The following is a 22,101-nucleotide window of genomic DNA, read 5'->3' as shown; positions in this document are numbered from 1 at the left end:
TCCATGATGGGGTGATTAGCGCCTTAAAGACCCGTGAGATAGAAAACGAGGGATAGGGCAGCGACGCCAAACCCCAACCAAGTAACATGAGAGGTCAACAAGAAACGCCCTCGGGCAATACTGTTTTCCACCACAGAGGCGAGGGTAAACACCACCACTAACTTGACCACGCAGGCGACCAGCGCCCATAGCATGCCGGTTCCGCTCAGCACCGCCAGTTTGCCAAACGGGATAAACACGCCGAGGAACAGTTGCGCGACAACCACTTGTTTCAGGCTGATGCCCCATTTGACCAGCCCCAGCGAAGCACCGGAATATTCGGTTAATGGCCCTTCTTGTAACTCTTGTTCAGCCTCGGCGACATCGAACGGGATTTTGCCCATTTCGATAAATACCGCGAAGCCGCAGGCCAGCAGCGCCAATGCAGTGGCGGTTGGTGATTGCCAGTGGCCTTCAGATAGCGCAGTGCTAATGGTGCCGATATTGGTGGAACCGGCGATCAGCCCCACGACCAGCAGCGAGAGGATCAGCGTGGGTTCGACGAGCACACCCAGCGTTAACTCACGACTCGCGCCGATACCCGCGAAGATGCTGCCGCTATCCAAACCGGCTAACGAGAAGAAGAAGCGGAACAGCGCAAACAGATAAAGCAGAGCGATCAGATCCCCTGCCACACCAAAGGGTGACGCCAAGGTGAAAATCGGCAGCGCCATCGCGATCAGCAGCATGCTACCCAACAGCACATAGGGCATCAGGCGGAAGATGACGCCAGCATTCGCCGGTGCCACATCTTGCCGCTTCAGCAGCTTGGCTAAGTCGCGGTACTCTTGCAGCACACCCGGCCCACGGCGAGAGTGCATTCGGGCTTTTACCATGCGGGAAATACCGGACATTAGCGGTGCCAGCGCCAGCATGAAAAGCGCCTGCCCGAAGGCGAAGGCAATCATAGAGACTGCAGGCATATCAGTAGTTGGCATTGCTCGTCTCCTTAAATAGCCGCGACAATCAGCAGGACCACCAGTGCGGCGACCACATACAGACAGTAGAGGCGGAAATCACCCTGTTGCAGCCACTGAATACGCTGGCTGAGCCATTGGATAGCGCGGATAAGCGGGGCCACAACGTGGTCGTCCCATACCGGCTCCACTCTGGTGGCACCATTAACGGAATGTTCCAAAGCCGTTTTCATCATCGGCGCGGGGTCCAGTTTTTTACGCATACGGTAGAGTGGGGCAAACATCACCCGCAGCGGTTGGGTAAAGCCCCCAGCCGAAACCGTCATGTCTTGTTCGTAGGCATAGCCACAGGCCCAAGGATCTCCGCCATGACGAAAGGTCAAGCGGCTGCCTTTGTAGAGGTGGGTGACCAGTAAAATCACCAGCGGCAAGAGAAGTAAGCCGAAGAAGATATAGAGAGTGGACAGCATCGCCTGCGTGCTGTGTTGCGGGAACAGTACGGCTCCTTGCGCCACCTGCAACGTCGGCGCGGGTGAGGTGGTAATCAGACTAGAGGCGATGCGGGCGATGACGGGCGCGACATGGGAAGCTCCCACGCCCAGTGCGAGGCAAAGTAACGCCAGCAGCAACATGGAAGCGGTCATCGGCCACGGCACTTCTCGCGCTTGTGCCGCTTTTTCTGTGCGCGGCAAGCCACAGAAGCTAATGCCATACACTTTCACAAAGCACATCGCGGCCAACGCACCGGTGATGGCGAGCATCACAATGGCAATCGGCCCTGCGAGGCGAATAATAAAGCCGCCGTCTTTGGTCATGGTAAACAGGGATTGGTAGGTGAACCATTCACTGACAAAACCGTTAAACGGCGGCAGGGCCGAGATCGCCATACAGCCCACCAAAAAGGCCAGCGCGGTATAAGGCATCATTCTGGCCAGCCCGCCCATTTTCTCCATGTCTTTGGTGTGGATGCGATAAATGACGGCACCGGCACCGAGGAACAGTAGCCCTTTGAAGACGGCGTGGTTAAGCAGATGGTAGAGCGCGCCGAGCAGGCCAAGGGCCGCCAATACCGGTTGCTGGCTGGCGATGCCTATCATGCCAACACCGACCCCCATTAAGATGATGCCGATGTTTTCAACCGTGTGATAAGCCAAGAGCCGTTTGATATCGTGCTCTGCTAGTGCATACAGCACCCCTAATACGGAAGACACTGCGCCGAACGCCAGCACGACCAGGCCCCACCACAGTTGGCTGGCGCCGAGTAAATCAATGCCCACCTTGATGATGCCGAAGATGCCGATTTTGACCATGACACCGGACATCAAGGCTGAGGCATGGGATGGTGCCGCTGGATGCGCCCGTGGCAGCCAGCCGTGCAGGGGGAGCATCCCCGCTTTTGCACCAAAACCAAAGAAGGCCAGCAAGAAGATAATCGAGGCCATGATGGGTTGTGGATTGGCTTGCCGGAAGGCGGCGAATTCTAGACTACCGCTGAGGCGATAGAGCAAGAAGAAGGCAATCATGATGAGTACGGAACCGGCGTGGGCAATGAGAAAATAGAGCAGGCCCGCGTCGATGGCATCGTCATCTTGATCTGAAATCACCAAGAAGTAAGAGGCCAGTGACATCATTTCGAAGAACACGATGAAATAGAAGGCGTTATCGACGACCACCAAGGCCACCATCGAGGCGATGAACAGGTTCATAAACACCCCCATTCCCCACGCCCCGCGCCCTTTGTATTCCTGTACATAGGCCAGTGAATAGAGTGCGGTTATCACGACCAACAATGAAATCACCAGCAGCATAAAGGCCGCCAGTGGATCAAGGCGCAAACTGAAGGCGGCGAAGGGGAATGGCCCGGCTGTCACGAAGGTAATGATGCCGCCGCCCAGTAATGTGGGGGCAGCAGCCAATAAACCCGCGATACCGCCGAGCAATGAGGCCAGCCCAGAGGCATAAATCGCCAGTGTTTCGCGCCGCGCCAAGAGCAGGGAAAGTAATGCACCCGCGAGATAGAGCAATAAAGAGAGCGACAATAGCTCAAGTGAATTCATCATCTTTTTTGCTCCTCGTGAGAGATGGCGGGCGAGGTGTCCACGGTTATAAAGGGCAGGTCATTAGCAAACCAACTGGCCGCGGCCATGCGCTTAGCCTGACTCGCTTGTTCAATGCTCTGCTCATCAACCAGCATTAAGGCGTTGGTTGGACAGACCCGCACGCATTCCGGCCCTTGGGGTTGGAAGCTGCACAGGTCGCATTTCACGGCCACAGCGCGCACACCCGCCGTCCAAGCCAAGAAAGGATTCATATTCGCTGGGCTGAAAGGGACATCGGACAGTTCGGTCATGGGGATGTATTCCGGGAAGGTTTCCGGTACGGCTAAGGGCTTACTGCCTGACGGTGTGATCGCGCCAAATGGGCAGGCGATACCACATAGTTTGCAGCCGATGCAGGTGGTTTCATCCAATTCAACTGCGTTATTAGTCAGGGTGATGGCATTAACAGGGCACACACGCGCACACCACGCATCTTCACAGTGACGACAGAGAATCGGTGCCGTAACCGTGGCGTTACGCATTACGGTCAATCTGGGATGCTCTTGTAAACCTTCGGCTTTATGTACTTGGCTGCAAGCAGCCATGCAGGTATTGCATCCAATACAAAGCCTCGGCTCCGCAATCACAAAGCGGTTCATAGCCATACCCTCCGGGACAAAAATCTGGTGACAGTCAGGCAGATAGAAATCATTTCTCAGCCCTGAAGCATATTTTGTGCCAGCCCGATGAAGATAAAAGAAAAAGCCACGTGAAAGCCCGTCTGCTGTGCGTTAGCGAGGTGACAGATAAATTGCGGTGACGTAAAAGGCAGGAAATACAGGATGATTGCGGCGGTGACGTGTCGACATTAGTGACGAAAACTAAGCTGGTGGGTGACACTTCGACAGTGATTATTCATTCAGTGAGTTTGATGCAGATAATCTCTAATTAACTTCTCTATTTATCATCGAGTTAGGTTATATAACACAGTACTAAAAAACGGGGTATTGCTGGCATCTTCTTTGCATTGCTTTGACAGAGCAATGATCACCGGAGCAAAACAGTTATGCATGAGATCACTTTGTGCCAAAACGCGATAGCGATGATGGAGCAACAGGCTAGGCAACATGGCGCGCAGCGGATTACGGGGGTGTGGTTGGAAACCGGTGCATTTTCCTGTGTCGAACCGCAGGCGTTGGCGTTCTGTTTTGAGTTGGTGTGTCGCGGTACGTTGGCGGAAGGCTGTGTCTTGCATCTTAGCCAGCAGCAGTCGCAAGTGTGGTGTCATGACTGTCAGCAGAACGTGAATTTGTTGAGCAGTAAAGTGACCCGTTGTCCGTTGTGTGCGGGGAGTCATTTGCGTATAGGCGCGGCAGACGATGGTGTGATGATTAAGCGGTTGGAGGTGGAATGACGCTGTTTTTTGTGGTGAGCGTAATGCGATTGGGCGGCTTAGAGGGCAGATTATGTGTATAGGCATCCCTGGGCAAATTGTGGCATTGGATGGCGCGCAGGCGGGAACGGCTTGGGTGGATGTCTGTGGTGTGCGGCGTAGCGTTAATATCATGTTGGTGGCCGAGAATGAGGAGGCGGGTACGGCCTTGATAGGGCATTGGGTGTTGGTGCACGTGGGGTTTGCCATGAGCCGGTTGGATGAGGATGAGGCGTTGGAGACGTTGCAGTTGTTGCAGGAGATGGGGGAGGTTGAGGCGGATGTGAGGGGGTTTTTGGGGGGCTAGGGGGTTTTGAACTGGGTGGTTTTGGGCTAGGTGGTTTGTTCGGTTGTTAGAGGTTTGTGGTTTGTTTGGCTTTTGGTGGCACAACCGCCAAAGGGGGCGGCGGCCCCCTTGTGGAGTCCCACGGTGGTGGGAGTGTTAGCGGTGGTTGAGAGATTAGGTGGTTTTGGGCTAGGTGGTTTGTTCGGTTGTTAGAGGTTTGTGGTTTGTTTGGTTTTTGGTGGCACAACCGCCAAAGGGGGCAGCGGCCCCCTTGTGGAATCCCGCGCTGTGCGCGAAATATTACTGCTGTCGCAGTGCCCTCCTGCAGTTTGCAGGCTGTTCGAATCGGTGCTGACTCGCTCCCAGCTCGACAGCCCCTTTCGCCGCGTCCATGCGGCTCATTCGGCCTGCAATCTTTGTCGGTAATAGTTTCTGATTGCGCTTGAGGTCAATGGCAAGGGCGAGGGCAAGGTATGGGGTGAAGGCTAGATTGGAAGTGTGGCATAACCCAAAACTTATGGTGTGAGTTCTGGGTTATGGGGTGGCGGTTTTCTGTTTTTCTTCTGCCAGTCGGTGTTCTAGCTCGACGAGTTGTTCGGGCGAGACGGCGGGGTAGCCTTGGGCGTCGTCCGGTATGACGTGTACGGCCGGAATGGGGATTAATGGGCCGAGGAAGCGGGGTTCGCGTTTTAGGAAATAGAGGTCGGTTAGTGCGCCAAGGCGGGCGAAGATTTCGCGCACTCGGACATTGAGCATATCTTTTGGCGATGGCACCGCGAAGCATTGAGCTTGTATTCCCATGTGTAGGGCGATAAACAGTGCTCGTTCGCAGTGGAAACGTTGGGTGATGATAATAAAATCATTGGTATCAAAGACTTTACGGGTGCGGACGATTGAGTCTAAGGTGCGAAAGCCAGCGTAGTCCAGCACGATATCAGCCGGTGCGACACCTGCGGCGATTAAGTCTCGACGCATGGTCATGGGTTCGTTATAGCTTTGTAGGGCGTTGTCGCCACTGAGGAGTAGGTAGCTGACTTTTCCGCTGTTGTAAGCGTTGATCGCGCCTTGAATGCGGTATTGATAGAACTGATTAATCCCACCAGTACGATAATATTTGGCTGTGCCCAATACCACGCCAACTTGGCGGTGGGGCAAATCTTGTAGCTCATCGTAGATGAATGGGGCTGTTTTCCAACTGATCCAGCGATCGAGCGCAATAGCTGTGACCATCAGCAACCCTGCGATGGTAATTAAGCTAATAATCAAGCGTTTCCACATGCTTTTGCCTTTGATGCATTCAACTCACTGGTGATAATGATTAGGCTACTTTACCTGTCGATGTGGTGCAAGCCATTCTCTACCCTTCGGCCTTGCCGTTACAGGGGTGTTAGCTGCTCGCCCTCACCCGAATCACTTACTTGTGTAAGCTCATCGGGATTCGTTTGTTTGCTGCCTACCTGTAACAGCAATGACTCGGGTATTACCCTCGGCATTGTCGTTACAGGGGTGTTAGCTGCTCGCCCTCACCCGAATCACTTACTTGTGTAAGCTCATCAGGATTCACAATGTGCCTATTGCGGTGAGAACAAGCAGATCGTAAAGACGCCGTGAAATCATCCCTGATGGCTCGAGCCGCGCCATCCTTGGCGCGGACGCTTTACTCTTCCGCTTGTTCTCACCGTTCGTGATCGAGTCATTGGTGTTGGTCAGCAATCTGTGGGTATCACCTTGAGATTGCTGACAATGTGCCTGTTACGGTGCGAGCAAGCAGATCGTAAAGACGCCGTGAAATCATCCCTGATGGCTCGAGCCGCGCCATTCCTTGGCGCGGACGCTTTACTCTTCTGCTTATTCTCACCATTCCCGATCGAGTTATTGGTGTTTGCTAGCAGTCTGCGGGTATCACTTTGCAGATAAACTTAGAACGATGTGCGCTTATAGCTGCGGTACTGCGGCTGCCAATAGTTATGCTCAATGGATTTTGCGAGTGCTTCCTCTGAGGTCACAATGGCGACACCTTGTAGCTGTGCGGCTTTACCGACTTGCATGGCGATCGTCTTGGAAACAGCCTGAATATCATCGATATTGGGCAGCAATGCCCCTTCACCATTCAGCGCCAGCGGCGAACAATCCGCTAATGCGCGGCTGGCCGCCATCAACATACCATCGGTAACGCGTTTGGCACCGGATGCCAGTACGCCGAGGCCAATACCTGGGAAGATATAGGAGTTGTTACATTGAGCGATCGGATAGACTTTTTCTTTGTAGCTGACCGGTGAGAATGGACTACCTGTAGCAACTAACGCTGCGCCATCGGTCCAGTTAATAATATCTTCTGGTCGTGCTTCAACCCGTGAGGTTGGGTTCGACAGTGGCATCACAATGGGGCGTGGGCAATGTTTGTGCATTTCGCGGATCAATTCTTCCGTAAACAGCCCCGGTTGGCCTGACACGCCAATTAATACCGTTGGTTTGGCATTACGCACAACGTCGAGCAGTGAGATTGAATCGCTGGTCAGATTCCATTGCTGCAATGCATCGCTTTTCTGCACCAATTTACTTTGGAAATCCAACAAGTTTGGCAGCTTATCCGTTAACAGGCCGAAACGGTCAACCATAAAGACGCGCTCACGGGCTTGCTCTTCACTTAAACCTTCCGAAATCATTTGCGCGATAATTTGCTCTGCAATCCCACAACCCGCAGAACCCGCACCGAGGAAGGTCACAGTTTGATCGCGTAACTGGCTGCCCGCGGCATGGCTGGCGGCAATCAAACTGCCCAGTGTCACGGCTGCGGTACCTTGGATATCATCGTTAAAACAGCACAGCTCATCACGGTAGCGGTTTAGCAGTGGCGTGGCATTATTCTGAGCGAAATCTTCAAACTGCAATAATACATTTGGCCAGCGGCGTTTTACCGCCTGAATGAATTCATCCACGAAGGCATAATATTCATCACCAGAGATACGTGGGTGACGCCAGCCCATATACAGTGGGTCATTCAGGCGCTGCGGGTTATTGGTACCGACATCTAATACGACTGGCAAGGTATAAGCTGGGCTGATACCACCGCATGCGGTATACAGCGACAGTTTACCGATAGGAATACCCATGCCACCAATGCCCTGGTCGCCAAGGCCGAGAATACGTTCACCGTCAGTCACCACGATCACTTTTACATTCTGCTTGGTGGCGTTTTGCAGCATATCGTCGATGTGATCACGATTTGGATAAGAGATGAATAACCCGCGCGCACGGCGGTAGATGTCTGAAAAGTGTTCGCAGGCTTCGCCAACCGTTGGCGTGTAGATAATGGGCATCATCTCGCTCAGATGCGCTTCTAGCAGGCGATAAAACAGGGTTTCGTTGGTGTCTTGGATGTTGCGCAGATAAATATGTTTATCGTCGTCGTTTTTGAAATCCTGATACTGGCGGTAAGCACGCTCAGCTTGTTCTTCAATGGTTTCAACCGTTTCTGGCAATAATCCATGCAAGTTGAACTGGTTGCGCTCTTCATCGGTAAAGGCGCTGCCTTTGTTCAGGAGAGGAAATTCTAACAAGATAGGGCCGGCGTAGGGGATGTACAGGGGACGCTTACTTTCGTATTCAAGTTCCATGAGTTTTACTCTTAGACGTTATCAGGTAGTTGCCCCGATCCTAAAAGATAAGAGAAATATGTACAGCTTTTGTTAGTTAAATATGTCTGTCACCGATAGAAATGCGAGTTATCTAGCAGATTTAGAGAGTTAAGCTGAGAATGTAATGTTTGATGGGTCTGGGAATATCATGTTTGATGAATCTGGGGTTAACGATATAACCCCAGAAAATTGGCTTTTATTTGCTTAAAAAAGTGACGCGATCAACATCCGTGCAGCTTAATGCCGCCAGTGTTGCATTCGTGGCATCCCACTGACTTAAAATCGCCTGATTGCCTTCAACCAGTACCGCGCGGCGGATGGTCCAACAATCTTTGCCGGAAAGATTCGCCAGAATTAATGCTGCTTGCAGCGGCGGTAAACTGGGGTTAAACGCGGCATTCTCGGCATAGCGACCAACGTAAATCGAACCGTCTGCCAACTCCACCGCTACACCGCTGTGTGCCAGGCTGTATGGCGCGTGGCTGTGGTTTGCGCCATCAAGTGCCGCTTGCGTCAGTGGGTCCGTCTCTGCCAACGAGTAACCGTGGTCCACCGCATCCATTAACAGGGTAGTGATCGCCAGATCTTTGGGGCCGAAGGCATCGGGTAGATATTGGCCTAGCGTCGACACGGGGCGGCCTGGCAAATGAATGTGCAAGTCAGTGCCGCTGTTTAGCTCATTCATAAACTGGCGGCAATGACCGCAAGGAGTGTAATTCACTGTGATGGAAACCAGACTGGCTTCACCGCGTAGCCACGCATGGGTGACCGCACATTGCTCAGCGTGAATAGTTTGCTGCAAAGGCGCGCTGGTGAATTCCATATTGGCACCGAAATAGAGATTACCGCTTTCTCCGCGAGCAATGGCACCGACCATAAAATGTGAGATTGGCGTTAATGCGCAAGCCGCCGCGAGGGGTAATAACGCAAATGCTAATGCATCGTCATCTAACCCACTGATGTCCTTGACCGTTTTCACTTGTTCGGCAGTCAGCATGGCAGGGAAATCGTTTGCACTCAGAATAGGTTCGAGTGCGGATTGCAGTGCCGTGGGCAACTCAGCCCAAGGGGCATGAAAACGTGCTTGCATGGGTTTTCTCCAATTGTAACGGGACGCTATTTTAGGCAGCTTAGAGCACTATTAGTGTGATTTAAGTCTCGTTATATATGAAATTTATGCAAGTTAAATGACTAATGAGAGATGTATCTCAAATTTATAGCCGCGGCAGAGGGGTTATTCGGTGCCGATGGCATTCGATCAACCGAATAAATGCAACAGCACAGGGAATAAGAATGGGGCGATCAATGATGTGATGATCCCGCAGATAACCAGTGCCAATGAGCTGAAAGCCCCTTCTTGGTAATCCAATTCAGCACAGCGAGCCGTACCGAGTGCATGAGAAGCGGTTCCCATTGCCAAGCCTCGTGAAGCTTTGGTACTGATTTTGAGTGCATTCAGCAGGGTATGACCAAACACGGCACCCAAAATACCGACAAAAATCACGCATACCGCACTAATGGCGGGCAAGCCGTGGAGGGATTCAGCCACGGCCATCGCGATCGGTGTGGTGACCGATTTAGGTAATACGGATGCGGCAATTTCAGGTGTGGCACCCATCCACAAGGCAATGGCTGTACCGCTGACCATGGCGGTGATGCTGCCGATAAAGCAGATGGTGATGATGGATTTCCATCGTGCGCGAATTTGATGTAATTGCTCATATAGCGGGAAAGCCAAAGCGACGACCGCCGGTTGCAATAGGTCATTTAGGATCTTGCTGCCAGCAAAATAGTTGGCGTAGGGCATATGCGTCACTAACAACAATGGAATGATGACAACCATTGATATAAGTAATGGATTTAACAGCGGCATTTTAAGCCAACGCGCCAGATAGCGAGCGGCAAAGAACACGATCAGAGTGAGTGGCAGCGACCACCATAAATTGTTGATCATTTATCGTCCTCCTCATTGGTTGGAGAACCGATCACTTTGTGTTCACGGTGAACGAAATGTGAGCTATAAGCCACCACCAGCATCACAATCAGGGTACTGACAAAGCAGGACACCACGATAGGCCCGAATTGTTTTGTGAGTTGATCGTAATATTGCATCACGCCGACCCCAATAGGCACAAATAGCAGTGCCATATAGCGGATCAGAATACGGCAACCGGGTTTTACCCAGGTCGAAGGCAAGATTTGTGATGAGAGCAGGGTAAACAAAATCAGCATGCCAATGATGCTGCCGGGGATCGTGATGGGTAGCAGTAAGGCCACGAATTTACCGATCCACAGACACAGGTAAATAATGGAGAAAGCTCGCAGATACTGTAAGCAAAGTGAAGTCACATTGCGCATAGAAAGGATCCTGAATAACGGAATGTATTCATCATACAATTAACTGTGATTATGTGCTAGCAATCACATTATGAATAATATACTCATCATCTTGCACATCCAGCATCTTGGCAGCGATGAGATAGGCTCAGATGCCCGATGCGCTTGAGAGGCTTATGTTTTAACCAATAGACGTTTTAACCAGCAGACGTTTTAGCCAATTGATAGCCGCGATAGAAAAAGGTCAACCCTAAAATAGCGGCCACAATCAGCATATAGAACATCATCTGTGGTGCGGCATAGGCTAGCAAGAAACCACAAAGTACCGGATTGATGGCCCCGCCCAGTTGACCGAGGTTCTGTGCCCCATAGTAACTGCCTTTGAGATTCGCGGGTGCAATAAAATCGATAAACAGATATTCGACTGGAATAACAATAATCTCACCTAATGAGAAAATCGCCATGGCCAGCATCCACAAAGGAATTGAATCTTGGGCTGCCATAAAACCGACCAAACCGATGATAAAGAACAGGGTGCCGAGCATCAACCAACGCATTAAATTTTGCTGATTCATGTTACGGCTCAATAGGTATTGCAAGGTAATCACAATGACGGCGTTCACTGTCATCACCGCGCCAATCACTTTATAAGCGAATTGAGCATCAGAAACAGTAATCAAATATTGCGATAAATAGCCGGAGAACTGACCAAAGACAATTGCGCTAAACATGCCGCCAACAGTGAAGTAAATCAGGCGTTTATCGTGACGCAATATACGGAATGTTTGGCGAAAATCAGGTGCCGGTTCGGTCAGCATGGGTTTTGTGACTGACATATCGGTGTGGCTGATTCTGAATTTCAGGACGAGAGCAACTAGCAATGCCAGTGCGCCTGAAATGAGAAAAGGCACTTGTGGCCCGAAATTGACCACCAATACGCCTAGCGCTGGGCCGACCACCCAACCCACGTTCACCAGTGTGTAGTTGGCTGAAAAGGCTTTAATGCGTTCGTTAACCGGCAGCCAGTCGGCAAAGCAGGCTTTAATGGCGATACCATAGACTGAGTAAGCCGAATGGAGCAGGGCGAGAATCAAGATGATCCAAGCAGGACGCTCAATCCAAGGTAGCGTGAAGAAGGTGGCGGAAAACAGGGTGATGGCCAATAAGATCAGCTGTTTTTTGTTGAATTTATCCACCAGATAGCCGCCATACAGGCTGGTGACAATACCCAAGGTTAAACTGGCCCCAAGCACAAGCCCCACCTTGTCGGGTGCTAGCTGAAAATGCTCCGCGAGATAAATCGTAATAAAGGGCAATGTCACGGCTCTGCCAATGGTTAACACCAGCGAAGCAATCAGTAGATTGGTAACACGCGATGGAAATCCTTTCATGACATTTTCTTATTTTTAATATTGGATGATTAGACTATTTTGGCGGGGTATTTTAATAAAAAATGACACGCACACAGTCAGCCGACAGCAGCTCAGTCACTTACATTAGACCATTGTGGCAAGAAGAGAAGAGGCAACGAGAATTTTTTTTGTAAACAGCAGGTTGGCCTGAGTCAACCTGCAACATAAGGCGATTAAATAACGAGTCACTTAGGCACTCAATAATTAACCTAAGTACTCAATAATTGAAAGCCCACCATTATAATCTGTGCTGTAGATAATCCCTTGATCATCCACAAAGACATCACACGACTGAATGACTTGCGGTCGACCGGGCCGCTTATCCATCATTTTTTCGGGTGCAGCGGGGACCAATGCACCGGTTTCCTTTGGTTGGTAGGGGTTGCTGATGTCATAGGCGCGGACCCCGGCATTTTGATAGGTAGCAAAAATCAGTGTTGAGCTGATGAAACTGCCCGGACGGTTTTCATGCAGGTTATGGGGACCAAAATGTGCGCCTTTCTTCACGTAATCCCGTTCATTGGGGACAGGGAAAGTTGAAATACTGACTGGATTGCTTGGCTCGCGGATGTCGAATAGCCAAATATGTTTCTCGCCATCTTCCTGATTATCGAGAACCGCTTCATCCAGTACCACGAGTAAATCGCGGTCCGGTAGCGGCAGTGCGGTATGGGTACCGCCACCAAAAGGTGGGCTCCAATTGCGATGACTAATCAGTTGAGGCGCATGTCGGTCACTGACATCCAAGAGGGTTAAGCCACCGTCGCGCCAACTGCCATAGGCGGTGTCACCACTGATAATGGCATGATGCAGCGCGTAGCGTTTCCCCTCTGGCCAGTGGGCTTGTTCACCCGCTGCGGTATGCATACCGGGGAGCGCATAACGGCCGGCCACTTGCGGATTTTGCGGATCAACCAGATCGATCGTCAGGAAAATATAGTCACTGTAGCCATCAAGCAGCGCGGAAACATAGGCCCAACGCCCACCGACGTACCAAATACGGTGAATGCCGATACCCTCTAGGGGCAGAAAACTGATTTCGCGCGGCTTGTCTGGTGTCGAAATATCAAAAATACGTAAACCAGCACTCCAACTGCGCCCGTCCTGACGCGTGCTGACGGTCTGTGCCACCGAGCGAGTGTAATACACTTTTTCTTCGGCAAAACTGGCATCGGCAAATAAGTCGCGGGCATTAATCACCAAGAGCAGATCATCGTGGGCCTGTAAATGCACATTCCAAGTATTGGTGGGGGCGGCGATAAAACCGGCTGGACGCGGATTTTTTGCGTCTCTAACATCAATAATAGATACCCCTTGTGACACCATATGGCCGACATAGGCGTAACCACGGTGCACCATCACCTGCACACCGTCTGGTTTGCCTCCTTGATCGCTATGACCAATCAGCCGCATATTGCGGCTGTATTCCGGTGTCGGCAAAACGCCTTGCGTTGCCATCTATTTCACTCCATATCCATCGGCCGTCTTGGCCCTTGTCATTCATTGCATGCTTGATGACGATGATTGGCTACCGCAACAGATGACGGTAGCCACCAGTCATTACTGCGCGTTTTTGGCCGCGAGGGTGGCAAACCAAGGCGAATTAAAATCGTCCGACTGACCCCAGCCTGGAATAATTTTACTCAAACCTGCCACGTTGACGGGGCCGGGTTGGCTGGCGAGTAATGCCTGTGGAATAGATGCTGCGCGGAACTCATAGCTAGCAGGTGTTTCTTCCCCAGCAATTTTCTTCGCCACCAAACGCAAATTCACGGCACCGATCAGTTTAGGGTCAACGGCGACACTGACTTTCCATGGACTATTCGCTTCACGCATCAGTTGCAGATCCTGATTCGAGATATCAATGCTGTAGAGCTTAATTTCGGTACGGCCATTCTCCTGTAAGGCTTTATATGCGCCTTGTGAGAAGGCATCCCAAGTGCCCCAAATCGCATCAATTTTGCCTTTCGGGTATTTCGCCAAGACTGCGCCGACTTTATTGGCGGTATCACCCTGAACATCCGATGAGACGGCACCGATAGATTCTAGCTCGTTTATGCCAGGATTCTGTTTGAGCAGCGCTTGATAGGCGGCTTGGCGACGTTCCATTGGTGGGAAACCAGCCACCCATAGCTTGATGATATTGGCTTTGCCGTCAAAGTCTTTGATCAATTGACCGAAAGATTCATTGGTGAGGGAAGCATCATCTTGCTGAGTCACGGTCAAGCCCGGGATCTCGCCTTGAATTGCAGTGTCAAACACTGAGACGGCAATGCCGCTGGCCGCAATGCGTTTGACCAACTCTGTTGAGTAAGGATCGCGGCCCTGAGACAGGATAATGCCGTCGTATTTTTGGCTGATGGCCTGATTAACGAAGTCCTGAAAACGTGCATCATCACCGTTGCTCAAGAAAGTATCAATTTTGAACCCGAGCTTTTTGCCTTCTTTCAACACGCCAGAGAGAAATTGGGTCGTGTTGTCGTCAGAACCTAAATTACGAATGACGGCGATTTTGATCTGCCCTTGATGCTTAGCAATCGCATCGGGGATGGGGGCTAGCGTGGCGGTGTCCGCAGCGAATACCGGCAGTGCCGTCAGCAGGCTCAAGGCCAGTATAGGGGAAGCAATCTTTTTCATCCGGAACTCCGTCATGGTGTCGATAAGTTATGCAATGTGTGTGTTGCTGCTGTTGTGGCTGTTTTTGTTATAGCTATAGCTATCTTTGTGTCTAGACGTCTATCTGTCTATGTACAGCATCATAACCATAACTTTTTTGATAAGGAATTAACTTTGTTATGAATTTTTCGATCGTGTTATATCTTTTAGTTTGGATGGCTTAACGGCAGGGTGCAGAAAGGGATGAGGGGCGTTGAGCGAGAGACAGGATACGGCTAAACAAAGGTGACAGCAGTGCAATAAAATGCCGATGAGGTTTCCCCCATCGGCATTGTGATCAATCACGTTATTCTATTACTTCACTTGCATGCCTGGCTGAGCACCGCTATCTGGGCTGAGCAAGAAGATATCCTTGCCGCCAGGGCCAGCAGCCATCACCATACCTTCAGAGATGCCAAAGCGCATTTTACGCGGCGCAAGGTTGGCAACCATCATGGTCAAACGGCCTTCCAACACTTTCGGGTCTGGATACGCGGAACGAATGCCAGAGAAGACTTGGCGGGTTTCGCCACCAATATCCAGTGTCAGTTTCAGTAGCTTATCTGAGCCTTCGATGAACTCTGCTTGCTGAATCAGCGCGATACGCATATCCACTTTTGCAAAATCATCAAAACTGATCACGTCCTGAATCGGATCATCAGCTAATGGCCCTGTTGCCACGACGGTGGCAGCAACCATATCTTCTTTAGAAGAGGCGACCATATCGTTCACTTTGTCTAAATCGATGCGGTTAAACAGCGCTTTAAAGGCATTCACTTGATGGCCGAGCAGCGGCTGCTCAATACCATCCCATGTCAATTCGGTATTGAGGAATGCCTCAGTACGTTCATTCAGGGCTGGCAATACCGGCTTCAAGTAAGTCATTAACACGCGGAACAAGTTGATACCCATCGAGCAGATCGCTTGTAACTCGTCATCACGACCTTCTTCTTTCGCCACGACCCACGGTGCTTGCTCATCAATGTAGCGGTTGGCAACGTCAGCCAGCGCCATGATCTCACGGATCGCTTTGCTTGATTCTCGGCTGTTATAGGCATCCGCAATGCTGCTGGCTGCATCGGTAAAGGTTTTATACAGCGCAGGATCGGCCAGTTGATCGGCTAACTTGCCCCCAAACCGCTTATTGATAAAGCCCGCATTACGTGAGGCTAAATTCACCACTTTATTCACGATATCGGCGTTAACACGCTGGACAAAATCTTCCAGATTTAAATCGATATCATCAATGCGTGAAGAGAGCTTCGCGGCATAGTAATAACGCAGACAATCCGCATCTAGATGCTTCAGATACGTCCCTGCTTTGATGAACGTACCACGGGATTTCGACATTTTTGCGCCGTTGACCGTGACATAACCATGCACAAACAGGTTAGTTGGCTTGCGGAAGTTACTGCCTTCTAACATGGCTGGCCAGAACAGGCTATGGAAGTAAACGATGTCTTTGCCGATGAAGTGGTAAAGGTCTGTTTCAGAGCCTTCACGCCAGAATTCATCAAAATCCAAATCGCCCCGTTTGTCGCACAGATTTTTAAATGCACCCATGTAACCGATAGGGGCATCTAGCCAAACGTAGAAATATTTGCCCGGTGCATCAGGAACTTCAAATCCGAAATAAGGCGCATCGCGGGTGATGTCCCACTGTTGCAGACCTGATTCAAACCACTCCTGCATTTTGTTGGCAACTTGCTCTTGCAGTGCGCCGGAGCGGGTCCATGCTTGCAGCATTTCGCTGAAGGCAGGCAGATCAAAGAAGAAGTGTTCTGATTCACGCATCACTGGCGTTGCACCGGAAACCGCAGACTTCGGATCGATAAGCTCCGTCGGGCTGTAGGTTGCGCCGCAAACTTCACAGTTATCGCCGTATTGATCTGGCGATTTACATTTTGGGCAGGTGCCTTTGACAAAACGATCGGGCAGGAACATGCCTTTCTCAGGATCATAGAGTTGAGAAATCGTGCGATTCTTGATATAGCCATTCGCCTTCAAGCGGTTGTATATCAGGCTCGACAGTTCACGGTTTTCATCACTGTGGGTGGAGTGATAGTTATCATAACTGATAGCGAAACCGGCGAAATCCTGTTGGTGCTCTTGGCTCATTTCGGCGATCATTTGCTCCGGTTCGATACCCAGTTGCTGAGCTTTCAGCATGATAGGGGTGCCGTGGGCATCATCTGCACAGATAAAATGAACCTGATTGCCGCGCATTCGCTGGAAACGGACCCAGATATCTGCCTGGATGTGCTCGAGCATATGACCGAGATGAATAGAACCGTTAGCGTATGGTAGCGCGCACGTCACCAATATTTTTTTCGCGACTTGAGCCATAATGGGAAATTGCTTTCTTTATGTCGATTAAAGGGTCTTTGATGTTAACCGATATGCTGGTTTGTCGCTAGGGTAAGGCAGCAGGCATCTTGTCTTAAGTCATAATGGGTACGATTTCGCCTGTTTTCAGTTTATTTGGTTATTAACCTTGGTCGTTATGTGGTCTGAACCCGTTTTCTCTCTATTCGGCCAACACAGGCATGGCTGAGTTCTGGTACACTATTGATATTATCCATAGGTTAATAACGATAAATTCAAGGAGTCGGGATGAGCCCTAAATCCCCTGAACAGACCACTGCGGATCAGCTGCAATCTCAAATTTCTAAGGTGCTTACTGCCTTTACTCACCCAACTTTGCAAAAGGATCTGAGTGCTCTGCGCGCTATCCATCATTGCGCGTTATTGGACAATGTGCTTCACATCGAACTGGTGATGCCTTTTGCTTGGCAGTATGGTTTTGACGTATTGAAAGAGACGGTCAGTGGAGAACTGCTGGCACTGACGGGTGCTAAAGCGATTGACTGGAAGTTGTCTCACAATATCACCACGCTGAAACGCGCCAATGACCAACCGGGTATCAAAGGCGTACGTAATATCCTCGCGGTGAGCTCGGGTAAAGGAGGCGTTGGGAAATCCAGCACGGCAGTGAATCTGGCGTTGGCATTGGCAGAAGAGGGAGCCAAAGTCGGTATTTTGGATGCTGATATTTATGGTCCATCCATCCCGAACATGCTGGGGACCATGAACCAGCGGCCAACATCACCCGATGGCAAGCATATGGCGCCTATCATGGCTCATGGCTTAGCGACTAACTCCATTGGCTATTTGGTGACTGATGAGAACGCGATGGTGTGGCGCGGGCCGATGGCCAGTAAAGCATTGATGCAGATGCTACAAGATACGTTATGGCCTGATTTGGATTATCTGGTGATTGATATGCCACCAGGCACGGGTGATATCCAACTGACGCTGTCACAAAATATTCCCGTCACTGGCGCGCTGGTGGTCACTACGCCACAAGACATCGCGTTGATTGATGCGATGAAAGGTATTGTGATGTTCGAGAAGGTGCATGTGCCGGTATTGGGTATTGTTGAGAATATGAGTATGCATATTTGCAGCAATTGCGGTCATTTGGAGCCTATTTTCGGCACGGGGGGCGCAGAGAAATTGGCGCATAAATACCATTGCAAACTGTTGGGTCAAATCCCACTGCATATTTCGCTTCGTGAAGATCTCGATCGCGGTGAACCGACAGTTGTCAGCCATCCAGACAGCGAGTTTGCGGATATCTATCGCCAACTGGCCTCTAATGTGGCTGCTGAAATGTATTGGCAAGGTGAAGCCATCCCAACGGAAATTTCATTCCGCGCGGTGTAAGGCGGCCAGTGAATAAGTCCCGATGAGCTGACACAGGTCAGTGATTCGGGCGAATGAGTACAGCCAACACCGCTGTCATTTCAAGTACAAAGAGTCTACCCAAAGTAATTGGAATGACAGGTAGGCGGCCAGTGAATAAGTCCCGATGAGCTGACACAGGTCAGTGATTCGGGCGAATGAATGCAGCCAACACCGCTGTCATTTCAAGTACGCAGGGTATGGGGCTGGCATCATGCCGCCGAACTCCCTATAATTAGCCCGCCCGAAGCACCTCGCGTGCTTTGTCCCCCCTCACACTTCGTAATCAGGTCTTTAATTTTATGACTGACAAAGCACACCAGTGCGTCATTATTGGGATAGCCGGTGCCTCAGCCTCCGGAAAAAGTCTTATCGCCAGCACCTTGTATCGTGAATTACGTGATCAGGTCGGTGACCAACATATTGGTGTTATCCCAGAAGATGGTTATTACAAAGACCAAAGCCATTTGTCCATGGAAGAGCGGATCAAAACAAACTATGACCACCCTAGCGCCATGGATCACAACTTATTGCTGGAACATCTGCAAGCGTTGAAAGCCGGCAAGTCGGTCGAGCTGCCACTGTACAGTTATACTGAGCACACCCGTAAAAAAGAAACCGTCCATTTAGAACCGAAAAAAGTCATTATTCTGGAAGGGATCTTGCTGTTAACCGATATTCGCCTGCGCCAAGAGATGAACTTCTCAATCTTTGTCGATACCCCCTTGGATATCTGCCTGATGCGCCGTATGAAGCGTGATGTTAATGAACGAGGCCGCTCTATGGACTCAGTGATGGCTCAATACCAGAAAACAGTCCGCCCAATGTTCCTGCAATTTATAGAACCATCCAAACAATATGCTGACATTATTGTTCCTCGCGGCGGCAAGAATCGAATTGCGATCGATATTCTAAAAGCGAAAATCAGCCAGTTCTTTGAGTAACGTTCGTCTGGACCTTTGCTTATTTATATGGCAGCTTTCCTGATATGCAGCCGTAACACATGAATTTTGATGGAGATTTTAGCAATGAGACTGTGCGATCGTGACATAGAAGCTTGGCTGGACAGCGGTAAATTAGGCATTGACCCTCGTCCACCGGTAGAACGTATCAATGGAGCCACGGTCGATGTTCGCTTAGGGAATCAATTCCGTGTTTTCACTGGGCATACGGCAGCATTTATCGATTTAAGTGGCCCGAAAGATGAAGTCAGCGCGGCGTTAGAGCGGGTGATGAGCGACGAAATCAATTTGCCGGAGGGGGAAGCGTTCTTCCTGCATCCGGGGGAATTGGCGCTGGCGGTGACGTTTGAATCTGTCACTATTCCTGATGATTTAGTGGGCTGGCTGGATGGGCGTTCCTCTCTGGCTCGCCTGGGTTTGATGGTCCATGTGACGGCGCATCGTATCGATCCTGGTTGGCAGGGCAAAATTGTGTTGGAGTTCTATAATTCAGGTAAGCTGCCGTTGGCGCTGCGCCCTGGAATGCTGATTGGCGCGCTGAGTTTTGAACCACTGTCTGGCCCCGCAGCCCGTCCCTACAATAGCCGCCAGGACGCAAAATATCGTGGTCAACAAGGTGCTGTCGCCAGCCGAATAGATAAAGACTAGCCATTTTACTTGCTAATATTTTAGCTTGTTTTGACTTTTAGCTTGTATGGACAAGAGGACGTCATGAGACGATTGCTGACAACGTTAATTATCCTGCTGGTGGTCATCGTGGCAGGAATGAGCGCATTGGTATTGTTGGTCAATCCTAATGATTTTCGCGCTTACATGGTCAAACAAGTTGAGAGGAAAAGTGGTTATCACCTGCAATTAGACGGTGATTTACGGTGGCATGTTTGGCCGCAACTTAGCATCATTGTTGGCAGAACTGCACTGACGGCACCTGGGGCGACATCTCCTGTCGTCAGCGCTGAAAACATGCGCCTTGATGTCAAACTGTGGCCGTTGTTATCACATCAACTCGATGTGAAACAGGTCATGCTGAAAGGGGCGGTTATTCGCCTCACCCCTGACAGTGAGCCTCAGCAGCAGCCCAATGCACCTGTTGCCCCTTCTGGTAGCCCGCCTGTCAATGAGCATCGTGCATGGAAGCTTGATATCAATAAAGTCCAGGTTGCCGATAGCTTGCTCATTTGGCAACGCACAGATAACGACCAAGTTAATGTGCGCGATCTGAATCTCGAACTTAACCAAAACGATCAACGCCAAATCAATGTCACCTTGTCCAGCCGTGTTAACCGCAATCAGCGGGATGTCACGTTCTCCATGACGGCCGACGCCGATATGCGCCACTACCCGCAGCAATTCAGCGCCAATATCAGCCAATTTAGCTATAAACTGGAAGGTGCGGATATTCCTGCCGGTGGTGTGAGTGGTGAAGGGACATTGCAGGCCAGCTATCAAAGCGACATTCAGCAGGTGTTGCTCAGTAAACTCAGTTTCTCAGCAAACAACAATCAGCTAACAGGGAGTGCGAAAGCAACGTTGGGTGATGTGCCCGATTATGCTGTCAATCTCGCGGCCGATAATCTCAACCTCGACACTATCTTTGGCTGGGAACCGAAAAGCGCCACTGCCAGCAAAGATGCTGCCGCCAAACCCTCTACAGTGGCAGCACCGGTTATCGCGACTCAGGCAGAAGATGATGTTGGGCAAGATTTGCAAGCATTACGCGACTTTAGCGCGCAAATTTCACTCACGGCCAATAACTTGGTTTATCGTGCAATCACCGTTAATCAATTAAACCTGCAAGTATCAAACCAGCGCGGGGACGTGCAAATTAATCGCTTAACGGGCAGCGGGTTAAGCGGCGATTTTTCGTTACCAGGATCACTGGATGTGACGGGCAAGAAAGTGTTAGCTAGCGTCAATCCCGTCATTAATCACATGGAACTGGGGCCAGTATTACAGGCGGCAGGGTTGCCCACCCTCATGACCGGTAAATTCACGCTGAAAGCACAACTGTCAGGGGATGGCCTCAATGTTGAGTCATTCAACCGCCGCTGGAAAGGGGATGCGCAATTCAGTATGAATAATGCTCGGCTAGAGGGGCTGAATATCCAGCAGCTCATTCAGCAAGCCGTGACGCGTAGCTCTAGTGATGTCCAAGGTCAGGATCGTTATGAGCGCTACACCGAAGTTAAACAGCTACGTGCTGATCTGGCGCTGAACCGAGGCGCGATGAAAGTCAGTAATCTTTTTGCTGACTCAGAACTGATTTCCATTAAAGGCAGTGGCACACTTAATTTACCGGCGCAGCAGTGTGATATGAATCTGGCTGTACGGGTGATGCAAGGCTGGAGTGGGCAAGATAGCTTGGTTAAGATGCTGCAAAATACCGATATCCCACTGCGTATTTATGGCCCATGGACTCAACTCAGTTACCAATTGAATGTCGAGCAACTACTGCGTAATGAGTTACAACAACGCGCTAAAAGAGCACTCAATGATTGGGTCGATCGCAATCAGCAAAATCGTGGTCGTCAGGACCTGAAAAAACTTATCGATAAGCTTTAATGAACCAATGACCTCCGATAAACACAAAATCTATCGGAGGTCATGGTCCCCTCTTGTTATCACTCTGTTGTATTTTTG

Annotated in this window: 18 protein-coding genes; 6 read left to right on the top strand and 12 right to left on the bottom strand. The window is 50.5% G+C overall.

Annotation, left to right across the window (positions count from 1 at the left end; translation table 11 throughout):
* Nucleotides 1–23: 23 nt before the first annotated feature.
* Genes BN68_RS07560 through BN68_RS07550 form a run of 3 tightly spaced genes read right to left on the bottom strand, consistent with a single transcriptional unit; the run spans nt 24 to nt 3,654 of the window.
* The gene (locus BN68_RS07560) at nt 24–977 is read right to left on the bottom strand and encodes a respiratory chain complex I subunit 1 family protein (protein WP_019210559.1); all 954 of its coding nucleotides are present in this window, start codon (nt 975–977) and stop codon (nt 24–26) included.
* A gap of 11 nt (nt 978–988) precedes the next feature.
* The gene (gene hyfB / locus BN68_RS07555; RefSeq protein WP_019210558.1) at nt 989–3,016 is read right to left on the bottom strand and encodes a hydrogenase 4 subunit B; all 2,028 of its coding nucleotides are present in this window, start codon (nt 3,014–3,016) and stop codon (nt 989–991) included.
* A complete protein-coding gene (locus BN68_RS07550) occupies nt 3,013–3,654 on the bottom strand; it encodes a 4Fe-4S dicluster domain-containing protein (protein ID WP_042806425.1) in 642 nt (213 codons plus the stop codon). Before BN68_RS07550 ends, hyfB begins: the two co-directional genes overlap by 4 nt.
* A gap of 407 nt (nt 3,655–4,061) precedes the next feature.
* Here BN68_RS07550 and hypA point away from each other — a divergent pair, with 407 nt between their 5' ends.
* Nucleotides 4,062–4,409: a hydrogenase maturation nickel metallochaperone HypA gene (gene hypA, locus BN68_RS07545; RefSeq protein WP_019210556.1), complete on the top strand. Its 348-nt coding sequence runs from the start codon at nt 4,062–4,064 to the stop codon at nt 4,407–4,409.
* 52 nt (nt 4,410–4,461) lie between these two features.
* Nucleotides 4,462–4,734, top strand: coding sequence for a HypC/HybG/HupF family hydrogenase formation chaperone (locus BN68_RS07540; RefSeq protein WP_019210555.1), 273 nt, complete (start codon nt 4,462–4,464; stop codon nt 4,732–4,734).
* Nucleotides 4,735–5,247: 513 nt separating this feature from the next.
* Here BN68_RS07540 and sanA read toward each other — a convergent pair.
* The 9 genes from sanA to metG all read right to left on the bottom strand — a co-directional run bounded on the left by sanA (nt 5,248) and on the right by metG (nt 17,101).
* Entirely contained in the window at nt 5,248–5,991 is a 744-nt protein-coding gene (gene sanA / locus BN68_RS07535; RefSeq protein ID WP_019210554.1) for an outer membrane permeability protein SanA, read from the bottom strand.
* Between the two features lie 641 nt (nt 5,992–6,632).
* Nucleotides 6,633–8,330, bottom strand: a complete 1,698-nt coding sequence (locus BN68_RS07530; RefSeq protein ID WP_019210553.1) for an NAD-dependent malic enzyme — start codon at nt 8,328–8,330, stop codon at nt 6,633–6,635.
* Between the two features lie 217 nt (nt 8,331–8,547).
* Nucleotides 8,548–9,441 carry a cytidine deaminase gene (cdd, locus tag BN68_RS07525; RefSeq protein ID WP_019210552.1) on the bottom strand — a complete coding sequence of 298 codons (894 nt, stop codon included), beginning with the start codon at nt 9,439–9,441 and terminating at the stop codon, nt 8,548–8,550.
* Nucleotides 9,442–9,609: 168 nt separating this feature from the next.
* On the bottom strand, nt 9,610–10,305 hold the full coding sequence (locus BN68_RS07520; RefSeq protein WP_019210551.1) for a CidB/LrgB family autolysis modulator: 696 nt from the start codon (nt 10,303–10,305) through the stop codon (nt 9,610–9,612).
* Complete coding sequence (locus BN68_RS07515) at nt 10,302–10,709, bottom strand: CidA/LrgA family protein (protein ID WP_019210550.1); 408 nt, start codon at nt 10,707–10,709, stop codon at nt 10,302–10,304. Before BN68_RS07515 ends, BN68_RS07520 begins: the two co-directional genes overlap by 4 nt.
* Before the next feature lie 176 nt (nt 10,710–10,885).
* The gene (locus BN68_RS07510) at nt 10,886–12,079 is read right to left on the bottom strand and encodes an MFS transporter (protein ID WP_019210549.1); all 1,194 of its coding nucleotides are present in this window, start codon (nt 12,077–12,079) and stop codon (nt 10,886–10,888) included.
* Nucleotides 12,080–12,304: 225 nt separating this feature from the next.
* Complete coding sequence (locus BN68_RS07505; RefSeq protein ID WP_019210548.1) at nt 12,305–13,558, bottom strand: LVIVD repeat-containing protein; 1,254 nt, start codon at nt 13,556–13,558, stop codon at nt 12,305–12,307.
* Between the two features lie 102 nt (nt 13,559–13,660).
* Nucleotides 13,661–14,737, bottom strand: coding sequence for a sugar ABC transporter substrate-binding protein (locus tag BN68_RS07500; protein ID WP_019210547.1), 1,077 nt, complete (start codon nt 14,735–14,737; stop codon nt 13,661–13,663).
* A 333-nt stretch (nt 14,738–15,070) separates the two neighbouring features.
* On the bottom strand, nt 15,071–17,101 hold the full coding sequence (gene metG / locus BN68_RS07495; protein ID WP_019210546.1) for a methionine--tRNA ligase: 2,031 nt from the start codon (nt 17,099–17,101) through the stop codon (nt 15,071–15,073).
* A gap of 267 nt (nt 17,102–17,368) precedes the next feature.
* On the opposite strand from metG, the gene apbC reads away from it, so the two are divergent.
* From apbC to asmA, 4 genes are all read left to right on the top strand, one after another.
* The gene (gene apbC / locus BN68_RS07490; protein WP_019210545.1) at nt 17,369–18,481 is read left to right on the top strand and encodes an iron-sulfur cluster carrier protein ApbC; all 1,113 of its coding nucleotides are present in this window, start codon (nt 17,369–17,371) and stop codon (nt 18,479–18,481) included.
* A gap of 320 nt (nt 18,482–18,801) precedes the next feature.
* Nucleotides 18,802–19,443: a uridine kinase gene (gene udk, locus BN68_RS07485; RefSeq protein WP_019210544.1), complete on the top strand. Its 642-nt coding sequence runs from the start codon at nt 18,802–18,804 to the stop codon at nt 19,441–19,443.
* 84 nt (nt 19,444–19,527) lie between these two features.
* Nucleotides 19,528–20,109, top strand: coding sequence for a dCTP deaminase (gene dcd / locus BN68_RS07480; RefSeq protein ID WP_019210543.1), 582 nt, complete (start codon nt 19,528–19,530; stop codon nt 20,107–20,109).
* Between the two features lie 63 nt (nt 20,110–20,172).
* Nucleotides 20,173–22,023, top strand: a complete 1,851-nt coding sequence (asmA, locus tag BN68_RS07475; protein ID WP_019210542.1) for an outer membrane assembly protein AsmA — start codon at nt 20,173–20,175, stop codon at nt 22,021–22,023.
* Nucleotides 22,024–22,101: the final 78 nt, after the last annotated feature.

The sequence above is a fragment of the Yersinia massiliensis CCUG 53443 genome (assembly GCF_000312485.1).
Classification (GTDB): domain Bacteria; phylum Pseudomonadota; class Gammaproteobacteria; order Enterobacterales; family Enterobacteriaceae; genus Yersinia; species Yersinia massiliensis.
This window is presented reverse-complemented; position numbering and strand designations above follow the sequence as displayed.